The sequence below is a fragment of the Roseateles flavus genome (assembly GCF_039872765.1).
In the GTDB taxonomy this organism is placed as follows: Bacteria; Pseudomonadota; Gammaproteobacteria; order Burkholderiales; family Burkholderiaceae_C; genus Roseateles_B; species Roseateles_B flavus.
On the sequence record NZ_JBDPZC010000002.1, the window covers coordinates 462,819 to 484,553 of the forward strand.

A 21,735-nucleotide genomic window follows, 5' to 3' on the forward strand; every position below is an offset into this window, starting at 1 on the left:
CCCTTGATGTGGCTCAGCCCTTGAGCGAGTCGAGCCCGGCCATGCCTGCCACCACCTGGGCCAGGTAGGCCGCGGCGCGGGCGCCGGAGGCCTGGGCCTGCTGCAGGGTCAGGGCGTGGGTCAGGGCCTCGTCAGACAGGCCGGCGGCCATATTGGTCATCAGGGCCAGTCCCATGACGCGCAGGCCGGCGTGGCGGGCCAGGATGGTCTCGGGCACGGTGCTCATGCCCACGGCGTCGGCGCCCCAGGCGGCGAACATGCGGATCTCGGCCGGCGTCTCGAACTGCGGGCCCAGGGCCCAGCAGTAGACGCCTTCGCCCACGATCAGATTCTCGGCCTTGGCCACGGCCTTGGCGTGCTGGCGCAGCTCGGCGTCATAGGCAGCACTCATGTCCACGAAGCGCTCGCTGCCCGGCTCGCCCACGAGGGGGGAACGCTGCGGGGCATTGATGTGGTCCGAGATCAGCATCAGGGCGCCCGGCGGCATGTGCGGGCGCAGGGAGCCCGAGGCGTTGGTCTGCACCAGCACCTTCACGCCCCAGGCCTTGAGGCTGCGCAGCGCGCCGGCCATGCCGGTGCAGTCGCCGCTCTCGTAGGTGTGGGCGCGGCCGCGCAGCATGACCACGCGTTGCTCGCCCATGGTGCCGACGACGACCTCGTTCACATGCCCCTCGACCTTGGGCTGCGGAAAGGCCGGCAGCTCGGCATAGGACAGGTGCTGGGCGCCCTGCACCTGGTCCACGGCGCCGGCCCAGCCGGAGCCCAGCACCACGGCCACGGCAGGCGCGGCACCGAATTGCGCCTGCAGCCTGGCCACGCTGGCGTCGATCTTGGGATTGAGGGTGTTGCGGTCGATCATGTTCGTTCTCCGTGTTCTCTTGGGTCGGACGTTCAGAAGCGCAGGTGGCCTGGTCCGAAACTCGCCGGCAGCAGCTGCTCCAGCGTCCAGTGGGCCTTGATGCCGGCGGGGTCGGCGGCGATGACGATCAGGTCGCCGCTGTTGAATTCCCGCAGCTTCTGGCGGCAGCCGCCGCAGGGCGTGATGACCTCGGGGCCGGGGCCCATCACCAGCACCGCACGGGCCTGGCGGCCACCGGCCATGACCATGGCGCCCAGGGCGGTGGTCTCGGCGCACCAGCCTTGCGGGTAGGCGGCGTTCTCGATGTTGCAGCCGGCGTGCACGCGGCCCTGCTCGTCAAGCACCGCGGCGCCTACCGCGTACCTCGAGTAGGGCGCGTGCGAATGGCTGCGGGCGCTGGCCGCGGCGGCCAGCAGCTGCTGCAGCAGCGCGTCGTTCAGGGGCGGCATGGCAGGTCCCTCAGCGTTCTTTGACATAGGGCCGGCCCAGGGCCTTGGGCGCCAGTGCCTGGCCGATGAAGCCGGCCAGCAGGATGACGGTCAGCAGATAGGGCAAGGCCTGGATGGCCTGCACCGGCACCTCGCCGATGCCCGGCAGCTTCACGCCCTGCAGGCGGATGGCGACAGCATCTAGGAAACCGAACAGCAGGCAAGCTGCCGCGGTAGGCAGGGGCTTCCACTTGCCGAAGATCATCGCGGCCAGGGCGATGTAGCCGCGGCCGGCGGTCATGTTGGGGGCGAAGGAGGCGTTCTGGGCCAGGGTCAGGTAGGCGCCCGCCAGGCCGCACAGCAGGCCGTTGAGCACCAGGGCGCCGTAGCGCAGACCCTTCACCGAGACGCCGGCGGCCTCCACCATGGCGGGGTTCTCTCCGACCGCGCGCAGGCGCAGGCCCGGGCGGGTGCGCTCGAGGAAATACCAGACGGCGAAGACCAGCGCGAAGGCCGTGTAGACCAGGCCGTTGTGGCTCAGCAGGCCATGGCCCAGGACCGAGGCGAACCACTGCCCTTCCACCGGCTCGGCAAGACCTGGCACCAGGCCGTGCAGGCGCACCTCGGGCGAGACCGGCGGTGTCTGCCCGCCCTGCGCGAACCAGGCGATGCCCAGCACCACGGTCAGGCCGGCCGAGACCATGTTGATGGCCACGCCCGACACCACCTGGTCACCCCGGTGGCTGACACAGGCGAAGCCGTGCACCAGGGACCAGACGCAGGCCACCAGCAGCGCCGCGACGATGGCCAGCGTCGTGGAACCGCTCAGGGCGCCCACCGCGGCCGCGGCGAAGGCGGCCGACAGCATCTTGCCCTCCAGGCCCAGGTCCACCACGCCGGAGCGCTCGGACAGCAGGCCCGCCAGCGCGCCCAGCAGCAGCGGCGTGGTGACACGCAGGGTGGAGGCGATCACCGATCCGATCAGCACCTCATCCATTCTTGGACTCCTTGCGCTTGAGGGCGGCGTAGATCCTGGCAAACATCGGCGCCGACACCATGGCCATCGCCCCCGCGAACAGCACGATCAGGCCCTGCACCGTCACCACCATCTCTCGGGAGAAGCCGGGCACCTCGAAGGACACCTCGACGCCCCCCTGGTACAGCACGCCGAACAGCAGCGAGGCCATCACGATGCCCACCGGGTGGTTGCGCCCCATCAGGGACACGGCGATGCCGGTGAAGCCGGCACCGGCCACGAAGTCCAGGGTCAGCTTGCCCTGCACGCCGGAGATCTCGTTGACCGCCATCAGCCCGGCCAGCGCGCCGGAGACACCCATGGCCACCAGCACCTGCAGGCGCGGGCGGATGCCGGCGTAGTGCGCGGCCTCGGGCGCCGAGCCCACGGCGCGCAGGCGGTAGCCGGCGCGGCTCTTCCACAGGAACCACCAGACGAAGACACAGGCCAGCAGGGCCAGCAGCAGGCTCAGGTTCAGCGGCGAGGACGGCCACTCCAGGCCCAGCTTCTCGGCCAGGGCATGCAGGGCGGGCATGCGGGCGCTCTCGGCGAACTCCTGGCTCTCGGGCGACATGGAGCCCGCCGGGCGCAGCCAGTTCACCAGCAGGTACACGTTCAGGCTGGCCGCCAGGAAGTTGAACATGATGGTCGTGATCACGATGTGGCTGCCGCGCCAGGCCTGCAGATAGGCCGGCACCGCCGCCCAGGCCGCACCGAACAGCGCCGCAGCCAGCACCAGCAGGGGCAGCATCACCACGGCCGGCAGCTTGGGCGAGAGCCACAGCGCCAGCAGCGCGACGCCCAGGCCGCCGAAGGTGGCCTGCCCTTCCCCGCCGATGTTGAAGAGCCCGCCGTGGAAGGCCACGGCCACGGCCAGGCCGGTGAAGATGAAGGTGGTGGTGTAGTACAGCGTGTAGCCCAGGCCGCGGCCGCTGCCCAGGGCACCCTCGACCAGCACGGAGAAGGTCTGCACCGGGCTCTGGTGGATGGCCAGCACCACGAGGGCGGCCACGCCCAGCGCGACCACGAGGTTCCACAGGGGCAGCAGCAGCAGGTCCATCCAGCGCGGCAGGGTCAACGATTGCGCGCTCATGCCTGCGCCTCCTCGGGCTGGGCCGTCATCAGCAGGCCCAGGGTCTTTTCATTGCAGTCGGCAATGGCCAGCTCGCCGGTCACGCGGCCGGCGTTCATCACCACCACGCGGTCGGCCAGGGCCAGGATCTCGTCCAGCTCGCTGGAGACCAGCAGCACCGCGCAACCCTCGTCACGCAGCCGGCGCAGCTGGCCGTGGATGAACTCGATGGCGCCGATGTCCACGCCGCGCGTGGGCTGGCCCACCAGCAGCACCGCGGGCTTCTGGGCGATCTCGCGGGCCAGGATCAGCTTCTGCTGATTGCCACCGGAGAACTTGCTCGACCCCAGCAGCGGGTCGCGGGGGCGCACGTCAAAACGCTCCATGAACTCCGCGGCCTGCCTCTTCATGTGGGCCTGGTCCATCGAGAGGCCCAACGGCCCGGCGCGGTACTGGGCCTGCTCGTGGTAGCCCAGGGCCGCGGTTTCCCAGGCCGGGAAGCTCATCACCATGCCGCACAGGTGCCGGTCCTCGGGCACGTGCGCGAGGCGCAGCGTGCGGGCCTGCGAGGGCGTCATCCAGGCGCCGGGCTCGAAGGTCTGGCCGGCCACCGTCAGCTGCCCGGCCGTGGGCGCCTGCATGCCCGACAGCAGGGCCAGCAGCTCGCTCTGGCCATTGCCCGACACACCGGCCACGCCGACGATCTCGCCCGCCTTCAGGTCCAGGTCCACGCCCTTGAGCGTCTGCACGCCCTGCTCGTTGCGCAGAGCGAGGCCGCGGGCCTGCAGGCGCAGCTCGCCGGCCCTGGCGCCCTCGCCGTCCTCGCGGCCCAGGCTGACCTTGCGGCCCACCATGGACTCGGCCAGGTCCTCGGGATTCGTCTCGGCGATGGCCACGGTCTTGACCACCTGGCCGGCGCGCATCACGGTGACGGCATCGCACAGGGCCATCACCTCCTTGAGCTTGTGGGTGATCAGCAAGATGGTCGTACCCATGGCGCGGAGCTGGCGCAGGGTCACGAAGAGCTGCTCGGTCTCCTGGGGCGTCAGCACCGCGGTGGGCTCGTCCAGGATCAGGAGGCGGGCGCCGCGGTAGAGGGCCTTGAGGATCTCCAGGCGCTGCAACTCGCCCACGGGCAGGTCGCCCACGAGGGCGTCCAGGCGCACTTGCAGGCCAGTCTCGCGCATCAGCGCTTCCAGCTTCGCGCGGGCCGCCTTCTTGGCGCCCCCGAGGAAGAAGCCGCCCTCGGCGCCCAGCATGACGTTGTCCAGGCAGCTGAGGGTCTCGACCAGCATGAAATGCTGGTGGACCATGCCGATGCCCTGGGCGATGGCGACCTGCGAATCGGGGATCTGGACGCGCTGGCCCTGGATCTCGATGTGCCCCTCGTCAGCCTGGTAGTAGCCGTAGAGGATGGCCATCAGCGTGGACTTGCCGGCGCCGTTTTCGCCGACGATGCCGTGGACCGTGCCCGCGGCAACGCTGATGCTCACGCCGCGGTTGGCCTGCACGGCGCCGAAGCGCTTGGAGATCTCGCAGAGGCGGACCGCCGGCTGGGCGGTGCTCATCGGAGCTGTCATGGGTGGATGGGGATGTGGCGCTGGGAGGGCGCCACACCGGACGCCCCGCGATTTCCGGGCGGCAGACCCGACCGGGGTCAGGTCTTGCCGCGGGGGCTCGTCAGTACTTGCAGGCGTTGTCCGCCATGTAGTCGGCGACCTTGATCTTGCCGGCGATGATGTCGGCCTTGTAGGCCTCGACCTTGGCCTTGACCTGCGGGCTGATCAGCTTGGCGTTGTGCTGGTCGACGGCGTACTCGACGCCGTTCTCGGCCAGACCCAGGATCTTGATGCCGGGCTGCCACTCCTTCAGCACGTTGTAGACGGCCACGTCCACGCGCTTGACCATGGAGCTGAGCATGGTGCCGGGCTGCAGGTGGTTCTGGTTGCTGTCCACGCCGATGGCCAGCTTGCCGGCGTCCTTGGCGGCCTGGTAGACGCCCACGCCGGTGCCGCCGGCGGCCGCGAAGACCACGTCCACGCCCTTGGCGAACTGAGCCTTGGCCAGCTCACCACCGCGGGTCGGGTCGTTCCAGGCGGTCGCCGTGGTGCCCGTCATGTTGGCCTGCACGTCGATCTTGGGATTGGCCGCCTTGGCGCCCTGCTCGTAGCCGCACTGGAACTTGCGGATCAGCGGGATGTCCATGCCGCCCACGAAGCCCACCTTGCCGGACTTGCTGGTCAGCGCGGCCAGCGCGCCGATCAGGAAGCTGCCCTCGTGCTCCTTGAAGACGACGGCCTGCACATTGGGCATGTTGACCTTCTCGTCGATGATGACGAACTTGGTCTTGGGGAAGTCCTTGGCCACCTGCTGCAGGGCCGAGGCCTGGGCAAAGCCCACCGAGATGATGGGGCTGGCGCCGCGCTCGGCCATGCGGCGGATGGCCTGGGCGCGCTGGGTGTCGTTGCTGATCTCGAACTCGAGGTAGTTCTTGCCGGTCTCGGCCTTCCAGCGCTCGACGCCGCGGTAGGCAGCCTCGTTGAAGCTCTTGTCGAACTTGCCCCCCATGTCAAAGATGACGGCCGGCTGCTGGGCCTGCGCGGTGGTGGCGGCCAGGGTCAGCGCGGCAAGGGCCGTCGCGGCAAGAGTGTGCAAGGTCTTCATGGTGGGCAATTCCATCTCGACAGAACAGACAACGGACGAACAAGGGATGTGGCGGACGACCCGCCGGCAGATCCACCCCGCAGATCCGACGGGGCTCTCCCGGAAGATCGCCTGACGAACCCGCCCGGCGCCACCACTGCGGCAACGCCAGCGCATTCTAGAAAGCGGGAGTGTATCGGCGAATGAGGAAAACGCTAAACGTTTGCGCGCCCGTTTCCTCAGGGGCTGGGGCCACACGCCGGGGCATCCCCGTGGCCGCGGCGAACCCTCCTTGTGCACCGCACTGGATACCGCAGCCGTCACGGCCACGGCCCCTGCACCGGCGGGTCCCGAACCACCGGGGCACGGGAGCGCCTCCCGGGGCGCCCGCCCCCGGTCTGGAGCCGGCCCTCTACAAAAATTCACGCGCCAGTCTTGCGCTGGCTCAAGCCTTGACCACTAAATGCGATTCTTTCTCATTTAGAATGCCATCATCCTCTTCCAGAGCCTCGCTCCCGGCAGACACCATGATTGCAGCCCCGTCCTTCACGCTGGCCCAGGCCGGCATCGGCCAGGCCCACCGGGTCAAGTCCCTGCACGCCCCGGCCCATGCGCCGGAATGGCCGCAATGGCTGGAGGAGATCGGCTTCGTCAGCGGCGAGCATGTCTCGGTGATCGCGAAGGGCCTGCCGGGCGCCGACCCGCTCGTCGTGCGCATCGGCCAGTCGACCTTCGCCCTGCGCCGCGCCGAAGCCGACTGCATCGAGCTCGCCCTGCCCCACGAGGCCCCCGAACTGACGAACGCGCCAGCCCTGAGCCAGCAAGCGCTGGCATGAGCCAGGCCCGGCCGCCCCAAGGGGCTCCTTCCCGCGCTGCGGGATCGCACGCAGTGCAACAGTTGCTCCCATGAACGAAGCCGTCATCCATCTGCATCCGGCAGGCCCGCTGCTGGCCCTGGTCGGCAATCCGAACTGTGGCAAGACCGCCCTCTTCAACCGCCTGACCGGCAGCCGCCAGAAGGTGGCCAACTACGCGGGCGTGACCGTCGAGCGCAAGGAAGGCCGCGTGCAGACCCCCCAGGGCAAGAGCCTGCGCCTGCTGGACCTGCCCGGCACCTACAGCCTCTATCCGCGTTCGCCGGACGAGCGCGTCACCTGCGACGTGCTGGCCGGCCGCGCCATCGGCGAGAAGCGGCCGGACCTCGTCGTCTGCGTGCTGGACGCCACCAATCTGCGCCGCAACCTGCGCCTGGTGCTGGCCGTGCAGCGCATGGGCCTGCCCTGCGTCGTCGCCCTCAACATGGCGGACCTGGCGGCCAAGCGCGGCCTGCACATCGACACCGAGAAGATGTCCCGCGCCCTGGGCGTGCCCGTGGTCCGGACGGTGGCCACCAAGGGCGAAGGCCTGGACGATCTGCGCGCCCTGCTGGGCCAGCGCGAGGACTGGCCGGCCGTGCCGGCCCAGGGCGAGCCCAGCACCGACCCGCAGGACCAGGCGCGCGTCAATGCCCTGCTGCATGAGCTGGGGCTGGACCAGCAGACGCCCGAACTGCCCAGCGACCAGCTGGACCGCTTCGTGCTGCACCCAGTCCTGGGCCCGGTGCTGCTGGCGGTGCTGCTGTTCTTCCTCTTCCAGGCCGTGTTCAGCTGGGCCGAACCGCCCAAGGACCTGATCGAGGCGTCCATCGCCTGGCTGGGCACCGAGGTGGGTTCGCTGATGCCCGAGGGCTGGCTGCGCAGCCTCGTCGTCGACGGCCTGATCGCCGGCGTGGGCGGCGTGCTGGTCTTCCTGCCCCAGATCCTGATCCTGTTCTTCTTCATCCTGGTGCTGGAGGAGTCCGGCTACCTGCCCCGGGCCGCCTTCCTGCTGGACCGCATCATGGGCAGCGTGGGCCTGTCGGGGCGCAGCTTCATCCCGCTGCTGTCCAGCTTCGCCTGCGCCATCCCCGGCATCATGGCCACGCGTTCCATCGCCAATCCGCGCGATCGCCTGGTGACCATCCTGATCGCCCCCATGATGACCTGCTCGGCCCGCCTGCCGGTCTATGCCCTGCTGATCGGCGCCTTCGTGCCGCAGCGCCAGCTGTGGGGTGGCATCCAGCTGCAGGGCCTGGTGCTCTTCGCGCTGTACCTGGCCGGCATCGTGGGCGCCATGGCCGTGGCCTGGGTGCTCAAGCGCTTCACCAGCGGCCAGCAGACCCGCCCGCTGATGATGGAGCTACCCAGCTACCACTGGCCGCATCCGCGCAACATCGCCATCGGCCTGTGGCAGCGGGCAGTGATCTTCCTGCGCCGCGTGGGCGGCATCATTCTGGTCCTGACCCTGCTGCTGTGGCTGCTGGCCAGCTTCCCCGGCCCGCCGGAAGGTGCCACGGGTCCGGCCATCCAGTACAGCTTCGCCGGCATGCTGGGCCGTGGCCTGGCCGTGATCTTCGAGCCCATCGGCTTCAACTGGCAGATCAGCCTGGCCCTGGTGCCTGGCCTGGCCGCCCGCGAGATCGCCATCAGCGCCCTGGGCACCGTCTACGCCCTGGCCGCCACCGGTGAGGACACCGCGCAGGCCCTGGCACCGTTGATCGCCCAGAGCTGGGGGCTGCCCACAGCCTTCTCCCTGCTGGCCTGGTTCGTCTTCGCCCCGCAGTGCGTGGCCACGCTGGCCGCCGTGCGGCGGGAGACCGGCGGCATGAAGATCCCGCTGATCATGGTGGGCTATCTGTTCGGGCTGGCGTATCTGGCGTCCTATGCCACCTTCCACATCAGCCGCTGGATTCTGGGTTGACCCCCGACGGCCTGCGGCCGCCCCCCCCCCCGAGAGGGCACGCCCGTAGGGCCGGCGGAGCCGGATCTTCGGGCGTCGTGCGGGACGGTCTCCGGCTGCGCCGAGCGCACGCGTCAACGTCCACTGGATCGGGCTTGCGGGAGGTGAGTGGCCAGCCGCGGGGTCAAGGCGCGCAAGGGGGTCGGGTCTTGCCTGAGCCCAGCGGTCATGGGCTGCCGCGTCCCCGCAGCCCTTGGCCGGTCTGGCCGCCTGGTGCGCGAGTTCGCCTGCGTTCGGGCATGCGGCGCGGCCCGCTACCGGCCCGCGGCAGCGCTGCGGGGCTTAGAAGGCCGCCTTGACGAGCTCGGCCAGCTGCGCATCACTGGCGGGCTTGGCCTTGTTCAGGATGTCCGGGGTCACGCACACGGCACTGCCGCCGGACTTGGCGCAGACGGTCCGGATGTCCTCGTACTGGAAGGCATCGCCGCCCAGGGCGGGAAACGGGCGGATCTTGATGCCGGTCACGGACTTCCACATGGCGAACTGGTCGGCGGACGCCAGGCGCAGGGTCAGCACGGTGGTTCCCTGGGTGTCCTGGTAGAGCACGTCCGTCGCCTTGATCCCATACGCGGCAATGGGCCGCACGGTGTGCTTCACGGACGGCAGGCCGAGTATCTTGGCCACCGTGGCATCCGGGACTTCGCCAGCAAAGGCGGGGAGAGACAAAAGGCCGAGGCCGAGGCTGAGGGCAAGGCGGGTGATCTTCATCGGTGTTCGTTCAGGTGCGAAAAGAGTTCCTGGAGCGTGCACGGATGATGGGTGTTCGGGCGGCAAACCTCAACGCCAACCTTTGGGGGGCCGCATGCCGCGTCGGTCGACGACGGAGGCCAGGCGGGCATGCGTCGGGGTGTCAAGACCTGACCCCAGCCGCCTGACCCCAGCCGCCGTGTCCCCAGCCGCTGACGGCTGCAGCCCCATACCTGCAGACGGCATGGCTCGAAAGCGGCAGGGCCTCGTACACGGGCGGGCGACGCCGGCCTTGCCGGGTCAGCGGGGGGACGGCACGCGTACGGTTTCGGCTTCGGCTTCGGCTTCGGCTTCGCCCTTGCCACCGTCACGTCCGGCCCGAAGGCCGGGCTGGCCCTGCCTTGCCAGCCCCGGGGACCGCCGGGCATCCACTCAGCGGTTGGCCTCCGCCAGCAGTTTGTTGACCTCGTCCTGCTGCGGGAAGCCCTTGCCCAGCTTGCTCAGCTGCTGCAGTTCCTGGCGCGCCGGTGCCTTCTCGCCGGCGGCGAGCAGGTAGCGGGCCAGGGCCAGGCGGTAGGTGGGCACCTCGGGCGAGAGCTGGACCACCTGGCGCTGCACCTCCAGGGCCTTCTTGGACTGCCCTTCGGCGGCCAGGGCGCTGGCATAGGTGTCCATGATCGCGGGCTGCTCGGGCGCCAGGGCCAGGGCCTTCTGGGCGTAGTCCAGGGCGCCGGGCTTCTTCTGCACGCTCAGCAGCCAGGCCATGTTGTTCAGGGCGCCGACCAGGTCCTGGCGCTTGGCCAGCAGGGCGCGGTAGTGCTTCTCGGCGCCGGGATAGTCGCCGCTGGCCAGGGCCAGGTCTGCGAGGTAGAGGCCGAAGGTGGTGTCCTCGGGGTGGGACTTGAGCCAGCCCTCGGCAAAGCTGTCGGCCTCGGCGGCGCGGCGGGCCTTGCGCAGCAAGGCATGCAGGCGCAACGGCGCCTCGCCCGGTTGCTCCAGGGACAGGGCCTTGCGCATGGCGGCCAGGGCCGGCTCGGTCGCGCCGAGCTCCTGCTGGACGACGCCCTCGGCCAGGTAGCCGGCCGCGGCCTTGGGGTGGCGGGTCTGGAGATCCTTGGCCAGGGCCAGGGCCTCCTGCGGGCGCTTCAGCTGCAGCTCCACCTGGATGGCCATGGCGCGGCCCTGGAGGTCATCCGGCTTCACGTCCAGCAGCTTCTTCAGCTCGCGCTGCGCCGCCTGGTAGTCCTTGTTGATGATCTGCACGCCGGCCGTGCCAAGCTGGCCCACGCCGGACTCCGGCATCAGCGAAGTGATCTTTCCGAAGGTGCTCAGGGCCTGGCCGTTCTCGCCGGCCGCCAGCTGGGCGCGCGCCAGGCGTTCCAGCAGCTCGACATTGTTCGGGATGGCAGCCACGGCCGCCTGCGCGGTGCTGAGCGTGAGCTTGGCATCGCGGCCGGCGAGCAGCACGTCGAGCAGCATCTCGCGGGCCATGGCGTCGTTGGGGTCGACCCGCACGGCCTCATTGAGCGTCTTGAGGATCTGGTCGTGCGGCTTGCCCAGCTGCGCATCCAGCTCGGCCAGGGCGCGCAGGGCCTGCGAGTTCTTGGGGTTGTCCTTGATGTAGGCCTCCAGGCGCGTGCGGGCCTGGTCGGGCTTCTTCTCGTTGACGTCAATGGTCACGAGCCCGCCCACCGCCAGCAGCATCTTGGGGTCCTTCTTGAGCACGATGTCGAAGGACTTGCGGGCCTCGGTCAGATTGCCCTGGGCCAGCTGCACGCGGCCGCGCAGCAGCGGCACGTCCACGGAGTCGGGCTGCTTGCGTTCCAGGCCCTCGATGGCCTTGAGCGCGCCGGCGTAGTCGCGGCGACCGGCCAGGGCGCTGATCAGGGCCAGGTCCACGCCCGTACCCTTCTCGGTGGCGGCGATGCTGCTGAGCTCGCTCAGCGCCGCCTCGCCGGAGCCACCCCGGCCCAGCTGGCCGATGGCCAGGGCCGCGCGGTAGCGCTGGTCCTCGGGGCGCAGGGCCGAGGCTCTCTTGAAGAAGTCCTCGGCCTGCTTCTGCTCGCCCAGCAGCATGCTGGCCTGGCCGGCCAGGGCCAGGGCCTCGCTGTCCTTGCTGCTGCTGTCCAGCAGCGGCTTCAGGGCGGCCAGGGCCTTGGCCGGCTGGCGCAGCTTGATCAGGGCCTGGGCGTGCTGGTAGCGCAGCTGGGATGACTGCGGTGCCAGCTGGACGGCCTTGGCCGAGAGCGCCTCGGCCTCGCTGTAATTGCCCAGCCGGGCCTCGGCCATGGCGGCCATGCTCAGCAGGCCCAGGTGCTCGGGCGCGCCACGGCGCAGGGCCTGCACCAGCTCCTTGGCGCGGCTGTAGTTGCCGGCGGCCATCTCGACCTTGGCCTCCAGCAGGGCCGAACGGCCACCGGGCACGCCGGCCTTCTTCATGGCGGCCAGCTGCTGGCGGGCGGCTTCCACGTCATTGCGGGCCAGGGCCAGGCTCAGCAGGGCGTCATGGGCATCGAACTGGTCCGGCCGCACCGCCAGCAGCTGCTGGAAGGTCTTGGTGGCCTCGGCGGGCTGGTTCAGGGCGCGCAGCTGCAGCTGGGCCTTGAACAGCAGGGCATTGACGGACTTGGGGTGGGTCTTGAGCAGTTCGTCCAGGCGCTGCACAGCTTGGTCGAAGGCCTGCTGGCTGGACAGGATGCGCGCCTGGGCCAGGCTGGCCTGCTCGGAGCCCGGGTCGCCGGCCACGGCGGCATCGGCCAGCTGGCGGGCGCGGTCCTTGTCGCCGGTGCCCAGGGCGGCGGCGCTGAGCTGGGCGTCCAGGGCGGCCTGGGCGGACTTGTCGGCCAGGCGCGTGCTGCCGTAGTCGCTGAGCACCTTCTTCAGCTGACCCTGGCTCAGCATCACCTGCACCAGCAGCGGCAGCACCTGCTCCTGGGGGTGCTTGTATTCCAGGGCGCGCCGCAGCTCGATCTCGGCGCTGGCGAGGTCACCGCTGTCCAGCAGGGCCTTGCCCAGCAGGAAGCGGCCTTCCGGGCTGGACGGATTCTTCTGCAGGAGGTTCTTCAGCTCGATGGTGGCCGTCTTGGCATCCTGCTGCTGCAGGGCCGTCTTGGCGGAGGCCATCAACTCCTCTTCACTCTTGCCACCGCAGGCAGCCAGCAGGCTCACACTCAGGACCAGGGGAAGGCTCAGACGTCGGGCGCGCAGTTTCAAGTCAATGTCTCCGAAGGTTTGCGGCGGGATCATGCCCTCAAGCGCCGAAGATTGCAGCAGGGACACCCCCACACTCGCAGGGGCGGGGCCTCTTGAGCGATGTCATGCCGGGTGACGGCCGCGCTCACAGCGGCGGTGCGATGGACTCGGCGTAGTCGTACAGGGCTCCGAGGATCTCCTGGTTGCGCTCGTCCTCGGCGTGGTCGGCTTGCTCGCCCAGGGCGTCGATGCGCTCGAAGAAGGCGCTGAGGCTCAGGGCGCCGCCTTCGCCGCCATGCAGGCGTGCCACGCAGTGCTGCTGCCAGCGCGCCTGTTCGGCGTCCGTGAGGGAGCCGGGGAAGTTGCGGGCGCGGTAGCGGAACAGCAGCTCCTCCAGGCGCCCGTCCTCGAAGGCAATGCGGCCGGCGGCCACGCGCTCGGCCAGGGCGGCGCCGTCCAGGGTGCGCAGGCGCTGCAGCTGGCGGCGGTCCTCATTGCCGACGAAGCCGCCGTAGAGGTCCTCGTCCACGTCCAGGGGCGGCAGGGCTTCGCGCTGGTAGACCCGCGACCACAGCCCCGCCAGCGCCCCGCCCTTCTCGGCCAGCAGCTGGGCATGGGCCAGGGCCTGCGCCTTGTCCAGGCCCCAGCGCTGGGCCAGGGCGTCGTTGACGGTGGCCAGGTTGCCGATCACCACAGGCGACTTGTTGACGTGGATGGACTTGATGGGCAGGCGCATCTGCCCCTCGGGCAGCTCGGACTGACGGGTGAAGAGCCGTGCGCGCACGGCCTCGGCGTCCAGGGTGAAGAGCTCGGACGGGTCATGGGACAGATCCCAGACGATCAGCTCGTTCTTGTTGCTCGGGTGGGGCGCCAGGGGCCAGACCAGGGCCAGGCAGCCCCGCTCCACGCCGTACATGCCGGAGATGTGCCAGAAGGGGCGGTTCACCCCGATCTCCGCCCAGACCGCCTCCTTCTTGCGCAGCTTGAGGCAGAAGTCGAAAAGCCGGGGCTGCTTCTGGCGTACCAGGCGGGCCAGGGCAATGGTGGCCCGGACGTCGGACACCGCGTCATGGGCCTGCTCGTGGGCCAGGCCGTTGGCGCGACTGAGGTCCTCCAGCTTGAAGGACACACGGCCGTCCTCATGGCGCGGCCACTCGATGCCCTCGGGGCGCAGGGCGAAGGTGCAGCGCAGCACGTCCAGCAGGTCCCAGCGGCCGCAGTCGTTCTGCCACTCGCGGGCGTAGGGGTCGATGAGGTTGCGCCAGAAGAGGAAGCGGGTGACCTCGTCGTCGAAGCGCAGGGTGTTGTAGCCCACGCCGACCGTGCCGGGCTGGGCCAGTGCGGCCTCGATGCGGGCGGCGAACTCGCGCTCCGGCACGCCCTCGGCCTGGCATTGCTGGGGCAGGATGCCGGTCAGCAGGCAGGACTCGGGGTCGGGCAGGTAGTCCGGCGAGGGCTGGCAGTAGAGGGCCAGGGGCTCGCCGATCTCGTTGAGCTCGGCATCGGTGCGGATGCCGGCGAACTGGGCGGGGCGGTCATGGCGCGGCACGCGGCCGAAGGTCTCGTAGTCGTGCCAGAGAAAGCTGAGGGTCTGCATGGGCCCGCACGATACTCCATCCGGGAGGGCTCGGCGCCGGCCCCATCCGCAGCAAGGCGGACGAGGCCGGCCCCCGCCCTCAGCCCCTGGGCGCCAGGACCTGGGCCAGGAACTTCTCCAGATGGCCGAAGAGCTGGTCGCGGTAGGCCTGGTGGCTCAGTTGGTGGTCGCCCTTGTCGAAGGTATGGAAGCTGTGGACCTTCCCGGCCTTCTTCAGGGCCTCGGCCATCTTGACCGAGTGCTTGTAGTCCACCTGACGATCGTGCGTGCCATGCAGCAGCACGACGGGCACCTTGATCTTCTGGGCATGGAGCACGGGCGAGGTGCTGCGCAGGCGCTCGACATCGTCGCGGGCATCGCCGATCTGGCGGCGCACGGCCTCGCGGCGACTGCCCTGGCCGGCGTCATCGACGAAATCGATCAGGTCGGTCACGGGCGCGAAGGCAAAGGCCCCTCGGTAGAGGTCCGGTGTCTTGACCGCCCCCATCAGCGCCGCATAGCCGCCGTAGCTGGCCCCCACGATGGCCACGCGGGAGGGATCTGCCCACTTGCTGTCCACGCAGTGACGGACCACATCCTCCAGGTCGTCCTGCATTTCCAGGCCCCAACGTCGCAGTCCGGCTTCCATGTAGGCCTCGCCATAGCCGGTCGAGCCGCGGAAGTTGGGCTGGACCACCAGGTAGCCGCGGTCGGCGATGAAGGCGGCCCAGGCGTCGAATTCGAGCCCGTCAGCGGCCTGCGGCCCGCCGTGCGGCATGATGACCACCGGTAGCCTCTCGTTGCTCTCGGCCCCCGGGGGGTAGGTGACGAAGGCATGCAACTCCATGCCGTCCCGGGCCTTGTAGAGGAAGTGCTGCTTCTTGCCCAGGGGCTGTTTGTGCAGCTCGGGATAGGTCTGGGCCAGCAGCTTGATGCTCGGCGCGTCGCCGAGGTTGGCGATGTAGACGCTCTCGGGCTGCCCCGGGACCTCGGAGGTCAGGATGAAGTCCTGCCCGTTGCGGGCGCCGGCGTAAAGCATGTTGAAGCGCCCCGGCAGCGACTCGTCCAGCTCCTTCTGCCAGGCCTTGTAGCGCGGATCCCAGTAGAAGCTGGCCATCTCTCCCAGCACGGCCTTGCGGATGCCCACAGCTTCGCCGCGCTCGTCGTGGATCAGGCTGCCGTCCAGTGCATAGCGCTTGTCGGCGAGCTTCAGCACGGGCTTGCTGTCGGGCTTGCTGATGTCCAGAGTGAAGACGGCGGGCAGGCCCTCGTGCAGGGCCTGCAGGTACAGCTGGTCCGGGTCGAGGCCGAAGCCCAGCGGGTACATGCGCTCGCGGTCGAAGGCGGCGTAATGAGAGATCTGGCGCCAGTTCTTGCCATTGGCATCGCAGACCCACACCGAGATGACGCCCTGCTCCGTGCGGCCGATGCCCACGCGCACCTGGTGGGAGGCGTCGGTGACCCAGTCGTAGATGCGATCGCGGGCGGTGAAGTAGGTGCTGCGCTCCGCGGTGTCCACGTTGACCTTGTAGACGGCGGTGTCGAACACCCGGTCACTGGCGGGCAGCTCCAGCAGGATGTGCTTGCCGTCTGGCAGGTAGTCCAGCACCTCGTCCTGGATCTGGGCCCAGCGCAGGTTCTTGGCCGAGGCGCCGCGGTTCTTGATCAGATTGATGGGGTTGCTGCCGTCGGCGTTGATGGCGACCAGGCGCGTCTCGGTGGTCGCCCACACGCCGAGGAAGTCGTCCTCGCGGTGCGAGGGGTAGCGCAGGCCCAGGATGAGCCGCTCGTTGTTGATCCAGCGGATCCAGCTGAAGATGAACTCCAGGTTGTCCGTGGTCATCAGGTTCTGCACGGGACCACCAGCCGCCGCACGGGTGACCAGCATGGTGCCGGACTCACCGTTGACGAGCGCGGCCAGCCGCTTGCCGTCGGGAGACAGAGAGACCTGCTCCATCAGCGGCCGGCGGCTGAAGCTGCGCAGGGGCAGCGGCGTGCGCGCCGCCTGGGCGCGGGCCAGATTCATCGCGGCGGGCAGGGCGGCCAGGCCCAGCATCTGTGCGCCGGTCGTCAGCACGGTTCTTCTCTTCATCCACATCCTCCTTGACCCCAGATTGCGAGGCAGCAGCATTCTCCGCGCCGACCCGACCGCGCACGGGTCTGGAGCCTCAGGGTTTTCCATCTTTTTCCCCCGCCTGGGGGAAGTCATCCAACATGCGGACCGGCATGGGGCCGGGGCCGGCGCGCGGCCCATAATCCAGCGCATTGCCGAGCCCCCGCTTCCCATGACCTTGATCAAGCCCCCCCTGCCCTGCTCCGCCCGTCGCGCCCAGCAGGGATGGATCTCCCGCAAGCTGCTGCTGTGGATCGGACTCGGCCTGCCGCTGGCCCTGCTGCTGCTGCTGGGCGTGGCTGCCGCCTTCATCTACCCCTCCCTGCCCTCGCTGGACAAGCTGACCGACTACCAACCGAAGCAGCCCCTGCGCATCTACACCTCCGACGAGGTGCTGATCGGTGAGTTCGGCGCCGAGCGCCGCAGCTACCTGCCGCTGAAGGACATCCCCAAGCGCATGCAGGATGCGCTGCTGGCCGTCGAGGATTCGGCCTTCTACGAGCATGGCGGCATCAGCTACACGGGCATCCTGCGGGCGATGCTCAGCAACACCGTCAGCAGCCGCAAGCAGGGCGCGTCCACCATCACGCAGCAGCTGGCGCGCGACCTCTACCTGACCAAGCGCCAGCTCTACAGCCGCAAGTTCATCGAGATGCTGCTGGCCCTGAAGATCGAGAGCCAGCTCCCCAAGGAGAAGATCCTCGAGGTCTACATGAACCAGATCTACCTGGGGCAGAAGGCCTATGGCTTCGAGGCCGCGGCGCAGACCTACTTCGGCAAGTCGCTCAAGGACCTGGATGTGGCCGAGACCGCCATGCTGGCCGGCCTGCCGCAGAACCCGGCCTATGCCAACCCGGTCGCCAACTTCCAGCGCGCCAAGCGCCGCCAGCTGCTGGTGCTGGAGCGCCTCAAGGACACCGGCGTGATCACCCCCGAGGAGCATGACCGCGCCCGCGAAGAGAAGCTGCACATCCGCAGCAGCCAGGACGAACGCCTGCACGGTGAGTACGTGGCCGAGCTCGTGCGCCAGCAGGTCTTCGCCCAGTACGGCGAGGAGGCCTACACGCTGGGCCTCAAGGTCTACACCACCCTCGTCGCCGACCAGCAGCAGGCGGCCTACCGCGGCCTGCGCAAGACCCTGCTGGAGTACGAGCGCCGCCGTCCGTGGCGCGGCCCAGAAGGCTTTGTGGAGCTGCCCGACGAGCCCGCCGAGGAGGACGCCGCCATCACGCAGGCCCTCGCCGAGCACCCGGACAACGACGAGCTGCGCGCCGCCGTCGTGACCAAGGTCGCGGGCGGCAAGGTCTATGCCTCGCTGCAGAGCGGGGACGAGCTCCAGATCAGCGGCGACGGGCTGCGCGCCCTGGGCAATGCGCTGTCGGACAAGGCGCGGCACGAGCTGCAGGTCCGCCGTGGCTCCATACTGCGGGTGCTGAAGGGCTCGCCCACCAAGGAGTACCCGCAAGGCGCCTGGGCGGTGACGCAATCGCCCGAGGCCGAGGGCGCACTGGTGGCCATGGCGCCTGACAGCGGCGAGGTGCGCGCCCTGGTGGGCGGCTTCGATTTCAACCGCAACAAGTTCAACCACGCCACCCAGGCCTACCGCCAGCCGGGGTCCAGCTTCAAGCCCATCGTCTACTCGGCCGCGCTGGAGCTGGGCGTCACGCCCAACACCCTGATCAACGATGCGCCCCTGGTCTATGACAACTGGGAGCCGCGCAACTACGACGGCAGCTACGACGGCCCCATGCCCATGCGCACGGCCCTGGCCAAGTCCAAGAACATGGTGACCATCCGTCTGCTGGAACAGGTCAGCCCGCCGCGGGCACGGCAATGGGCGGGGCGCTTCGGCCTGGACGTGGACCGGCAGCCCGACAACCTCACCCTGGCCCTGGGCTCGGGCTCGGTGACGCCCATGCAGATGGCGGGCGCCTATGCCGTGTTCGCCAATGGCGGCCAGCTGCGCAAGCCGGTGATCATCCAGCGCATGATCGACGCCAAGGGTCAGGTCTTGTTCCAGGCCCCGGCGCTGGCCGAGGGCGAGCCTGCCATCTCGGCGCGCAACGCCTTCACCATCAGCAGCCTGCTGCAGGAAGTGACGACGCGGGGCACGGCGGCGCGTGCCGCCGGCCAGCTCAAGCGGACCGACCTCTACGGCAAGACCGGCACCACCAATGATTCCGTGGACGCCTGGTTCGCCGGCTTCCACCCGCGCATGGCCGCCGTGGTGTGGATCGGCTATGACAACCCGCGCAGCCTGGGTGACCGCGAAAGCGGCGGCGGCCTGGCCCTGCCCGCCTGGATCAGCTTCATGGAAGTGGCCCTGCGCGGCGTGCCGCCCTCCGAGCTCCAGCCGCCCAGCGAAGGCCTGGTGCGCGAAGGCCAGGAATGGATCTTCGAGGAGTTCGCCGGTCCGGCGGGGCTGCAGCAGATCGGCCTCACGGCCGCGCCGGCCGGCGCGGCTTCAGCGGCCTCCAGCGCGGCAAGCTCGGTGCCCTGACACCGCGGGCTTCGCCAAGGCGGGTGAGATCAGGCCTGGGTGGTCAGGGCTGGGTAACCTGGCCCATCCACGCAGCACCGCTCCACCAGCCCGGACGCCAATGGAACCGCAGCGACCTCAGGGCTTGCCGCCGCCCGTGCCAGGCAGGCGCTGCAGCGAGCCGCCTTCCAACCAGCGCTGCACGGCCTGCAGCTCCGCCGCGGCGTCGGCCGGCCCCTGCAGCTCGGGCAGCAGGATGTCGGGCAGGACGCCGAAGGCATCGACGGGCAGCTGCGGCAGGCGCAGGCTGCGCGAGGTGGCATACCAGAGGTCACGGCGGCCGGACGGCAGGGTGAAGGGTCGCATATTGCTGTAGTCCAGCGCGCCGAAGCTGGGCCGCCCCAGGAGCTTGACGCCCAGGCCCTGGCGCACCGTCAGCAGGAACTGCTCGCAGGAGCTGCCGCAGTCCCGGTCCATCAGCACGGCCACCTTCTGCGGCCGGCGCTTCTCGGGCACCACGCTGCGCTCGTAGACGAAGCGGTCGGCCTGCACGCGCGCCCAGGCGCCCGAGGGCACCGCCCGCAGCGCGGCCAGCACCGATTGCGCGAACAGCACGCAGGCGGCGTCGCCCGGGGCATAGCGTGCGCAGATCTGCTCGTGGGCACGCTGGTTGGCTGGCGTGGACAGCCACTCCACGCCCACGCTCACCGGCTGCTCGGCGAGCAGCCAGGGCAGCAGGGGCGCATAGCTGCTGTCGGCGCCGCCGTCGTTGTCGCGCACATCGATGATCCAGTTGGGCCGGCTCAGCAAGGCGGCCCGCTGCTTGCGCAGCAGGGTCTCCAGGGCCGCACGGTGCTGCGGCGAGAAGCTGGGCAGGTGGATGACCAGCGTGCGAGGCGTCAGCAGGCGTAGTGTGGGCTGGCGGGCGCCGGACGCCGGCTCGGGAGCGGGGGGCGCGGTCGCGGCGCTGGCAGGCGCGGCACCCGGCGCGGCGGCCGCCTGCGCCTCCGCACCGGGGCTGCTGCTCACCCACAGATGGCCCTTGCGCCAGTGCTTCAGGTAGCTGTTGAGCAGGGCCAGGCAGGCCTTGTCATCGGCGATCTGGGCCGCCTCGCTGCGGGCCTTGAGCAAGGCCGCCGCCATGGACTGCTCGCCGCGCTGAGGCAGCAGTTCGCGTGCGCCGGCATCGTTCTCCATCAGGAAGGCTGGCATGGCCTCGAGGTCCTTGGCACAGGCATCGCCGGCGCCCAGCGCATGCTCGGCCGCCTGCACGCCCTGAGCCCACGCCGGGCACGCGGCAGCCAGGCACGCGGCCATCAGCCAGCCTGTCGTCCGGGCGTGCATCCAGGCATGCCCGCGGGCCTGCCTCCGGGTCGCGGGCCCTGCCGGGGCCTGCGCCCCGCCGGACTGGGCGCCGCGCCCTGCTGCTTGCGATGCTGACGACTGCTTCATGGTCGTGCCTCCTCCTGCATTCTTGTGCTGCACAGGCACGCCTCATGCCTGCGTCCGGGTCCGGGCGGCCTCCTCGCTCCCGGCCTTGGCGGGCCAGGGTCTCAGCGCCGGCGTACCACCAGGCTGCCCACGGAGTAGCCGGCACCGAAGGAGCAGATCACACCCGTGTCACCCGGCTTCAGATCGGCGCGGTGGCGGTGGAAGGCGATGATGGAGCCCGCCGAGGCGGTGTTGGCGAACTCGTCAAGGATCAGCGGCGCGACGTCCGAGCCGGCCTCGCCACCCACCAGCTTCTTGACGATCAGCTGGTTCATGCCCAGGTTCGCCTGGTGCAGCCAGTAGCGGCGCACGGCCGTGGTCTCCAGGCCCAGTGCGGCGACATGCGCCTCGATATGGGCGGCCGCCACCGGCACCACCTCCTTGAAGACCTTGCGGCCCTCCTGGCGGAAGGTCTTGTCGCGGGCCAGGGGGTCGCTGTCCTCGCTGCGGTTCATGAAGCCGAAGTTGTTGCGGATGTTGTTGGAGAACTGCGTGGCCAGCTTGCTGCCCAGCACCTCCCACTGCTCGGCCGCCACGGCCTCGTCGGCACGCTCCACGAGCAACGCCGTGCAGACGTCGCCGAAGATGAAATGGCAGTCGCGGTCCTTCCACTCCAGGTGGGCCGAGGTGATCTCGGGGTTCACCACCAGCACGCAGCGCGAGGCGCCGCTGCGCACGGCGTTCCAGGCCTGCTCCAGCGCGAAGGTGGCCGAGGAGCAGGCCACGTTCATGTCGAAGCCATAGCCGCCGGCACCCAGCGCCTGCTGGATCTCGACGGCCATGGCCGGGTAGGCGCGCTGCATGTTGGCGGCGGCGCAGATGACCATGTCCACGTCCTTGCCCTCGCGGCCGGCGGCGGCCAGGGCCTGGCGCGCGGCGTCGACGGCGATCTCGGCCATCAGGGAGAGTGCCTCGTCCGGGCGCTCGGCGAAGCGGGGGTACATGCGCGCCGGGTCCAGCACGCCCTCCTTCTCCAGCACATAGCGCTGCTTGATGCCCGAGGCTTTCTCGATGAACTCGACGCTCGAGTGGCACAGCGGCTGCACCGTGCCGGCCGCGATGGCCTCGGCCTGCTCGGCATTGTGGCGGTCCACATAGGCGTTGAAGGCCTGGACCAGCTCGGCGTTGCTGATGGTGTGAGGCGGCTGGTAGAGGCCGGTACCGCTGATGACGACTGCGTGCATGGACAAATCCTGTGGGCGGCGCCTGGGGCGCCTGCTGAAGCGGGCAAGTGTAGCGAGCAGCCCAGCACGCTCCATTGGCGGCTTCCCCCAGATCCGCTTGCACTGCGGACAGGCATTCCGCGTAGAATCAATCACCGGGCCCAAATTTTGGCGCCCGGTTTTTTGTGCCCGCACCTTGC

15 protein-coding genes are annotated in these 21,735 nt (G+C 69.8%); 3 read left to right on the forward strand and 12 right to left on the reverse strand.

The annotated features are described in order from the left end of the window. Window positions 1-13 precede the first annotated feature (13 nt). The 6 genes from ABDJ40_RS07745 to ABDJ40_RS07770 all read right to left on the reverse strand — a co-directional run bounded on the left by ABDJ40_RS07745 (window position 14) and on the right by ABDJ40_RS07770 (window position 6,038). Window positions 14-859 (reverse strand): purine-nucleoside phosphorylase, encoded by an 846-nt coding sequence (locus ABDJ40_RS07745; RefSeq protein WP_347608399.1) that lies wholly within the window; start codon window positions 857-859, stop codon window positions 14-16. 32 nt (window positions 860-891) lie between these two features. Further along, window positions 892-1,308: a cytidine deaminase gene (gene cdd / locus ABDJ40_RS07750; RefSeq protein ID WP_347608402.1), complete on the reverse strand. Its 417-nt coding sequence runs from the start codon at window positions 1,306-1,308 to the stop codon at window positions 892-894. Between the two features lie 10 nt (window positions 1,309-1,318). Further along, on the reverse strand, window positions 1,319-2,284 hold the full coding sequence (locus ABDJ40_RS07755) for an ABC transporter permease (protein WP_347608405.1): 966 nt from the start codon (window positions 2,282-2,284) through the stop codon (window positions 1,319-1,321). Beyond that, window positions 2,277-3,395 (reverse strand): ABC transporter permease, encoded by a 1,119-nt coding sequence (locus ABDJ40_RS07760; RefSeq protein ID WP_347608408.1) that lies wholly within the window; start codon window positions 3,393-3,395, stop codon window positions 2,277-2,279. Before ABDJ40_RS07760 ends, ABDJ40_RS07755 begins: the two co-directional genes overlap by 8 nt. Beyond that, the gene (locus ABDJ40_RS07765; RefSeq protein WP_347608411.1) at window positions 3,392-4,942 is read right to left on the reverse strand and encodes an ABC transporter ATP-binding protein; all 1,551 of its coding nucleotides are present in this window, start codon (window positions 4,940-4,942) and stop codon (window positions 3,392-3,394) included. The genes ABDJ40_RS07760 and ABDJ40_RS07765 overlap by 4 nt, the downstream gene beginning before the upstream one ends. A 112-nt stretch (window positions 4,943-5,054) precedes the next feature. Continuing rightward, window positions 5,055-6,038 carry a BMP family lipoprotein gene (locus ABDJ40_RS07770; protein ID WP_269633712.1) on the reverse strand — a complete coding sequence of 328 codons (984 nt, stop codon included), beginning with the start codon at window positions 6,036-6,038 and terminating at the stop codon, window positions 5,055-5,057. A gap of 506 nt (window positions 6,039-6,544) precedes the next feature. Here ABDJ40_RS07770 and ABDJ40_RS07775 point away from each other — a divergent pair. Together ABDJ40_RS07775 and feoB are read left to right on the forward strand one after the other, a co-directional pair. Next, window positions 6,545-6,853 (forward strand): FeoA family protein, encoded by a 309-nt coding sequence (locus tag ABDJ40_RS07775; protein ID WP_347608414.1) that lies wholly within the window; start codon window positions 6,545-6,547, stop codon window positions 6,851-6,853. 70 nt (window positions 6,854-6,923) lie between these two features. Next, window positions 6,924-8,795, forward strand: a complete 1,872-nt coding sequence (gene feoB, locus ABDJ40_RS07780) for a ferrous iron transporter B (protein WP_347608417.1) — start codon at window positions 6,924-6,926, stop codon at window positions 8,793-8,795. A gap of 321 nt (window positions 8,796-9,116) precedes the next feature. Here the strand turns inward: feoB and ABDJ40_RS07785 are convergent, their stop codons facing one another. From ABDJ40_RS07785 to ABDJ40_RS07800, 4 genes are all read right to left on the reverse strand, one after another. Continuing rightward, a complete protein-coding gene (locus ABDJ40_RS07785) occupies window positions 9,117-9,458 on the reverse strand; it encodes a hypothetical protein (RefSeq protein ID WP_347608420.1) in 342 nt (113 codons plus the stop codon). Window positions 9,459-9,953: 495 nt separating this feature from the next. Then, window positions 9,954-12,734 carry an XrtA/PEP-CTERM system TPR-repeat protein PrsT gene (gene prsT, locus ABDJ40_RS07790; RefSeq protein WP_347608423.1) on the reverse strand — a complete coding sequence of 927 codons (2,781 nt, stop codon included), beginning with the start codon at window positions 12,732-12,734 and terminating at the stop codon, window positions 9,954-9,956. Between the two features lie 124 nt (window positions 12,735-12,858). Next, window positions 12,859-14,310, reverse strand: coding sequence for an exodeoxyribonuclease I (sbcB, locus tag ABDJ40_RS07795; protein ID WP_347608426.1), 1,452 nt, complete (start codon window positions 14,308-14,310; stop codon window positions 12,859-12,861). Window positions 14,311-14,389: 79 nt separating this feature from the next. Next, the gene (locus tag ABDJ40_RS07800; RefSeq protein WP_347608429.1) at window positions 14,390-16,381 is read right to left on the reverse strand and encodes a S9 family peptidase; all 1,992 of its coding nucleotides are present in this window, start codon (window positions 16,379-16,381) and stop codon (window positions 14,390-14,392) included. A 193-nt stretch (window positions 16,382-16,574) separates the two neighbouring features. Between ABDJ40_RS07800 and ABDJ40_RS07805 the strand changes: the two genes are divergently transcribed. Then, entirely contained in the window at window positions 16,575-18,902 is a 2,328-nt protein-coding gene (locus ABDJ40_RS07805; RefSeq protein WP_347608432.1) for a penicillin-binding protein 1A, read from the forward strand. Window positions 18,903-19,019: 117 nt separating this feature from the next. On the opposite strand, the gene ABDJ40_RS07810 is transcribed toward ABDJ40_RS07805, so the two are convergent. After that, window positions 19,020-20,198, reverse strand: a complete 1,179-nt coding sequence (locus ABDJ40_RS07810; protein ID WP_347608435.1) for a S41 family peptidase — start codon at window positions 20,196-20,198, stop codon at window positions 19,020-19,022. Window positions 20,199-20,434: 236 nt separating this feature from the next. Continuing rightward, window positions 20,435-21,556, reverse strand: coding sequence for a beta-ketoacyl-ACP synthase III (locus tag ABDJ40_RS07815; protein WP_347608438.1), 1,122 nt, complete (start codon window positions 21,554-21,556; stop codon window positions 20,435-20,437). Window positions 21,557-21,735 lie beyond the last annotated feature (179 nt).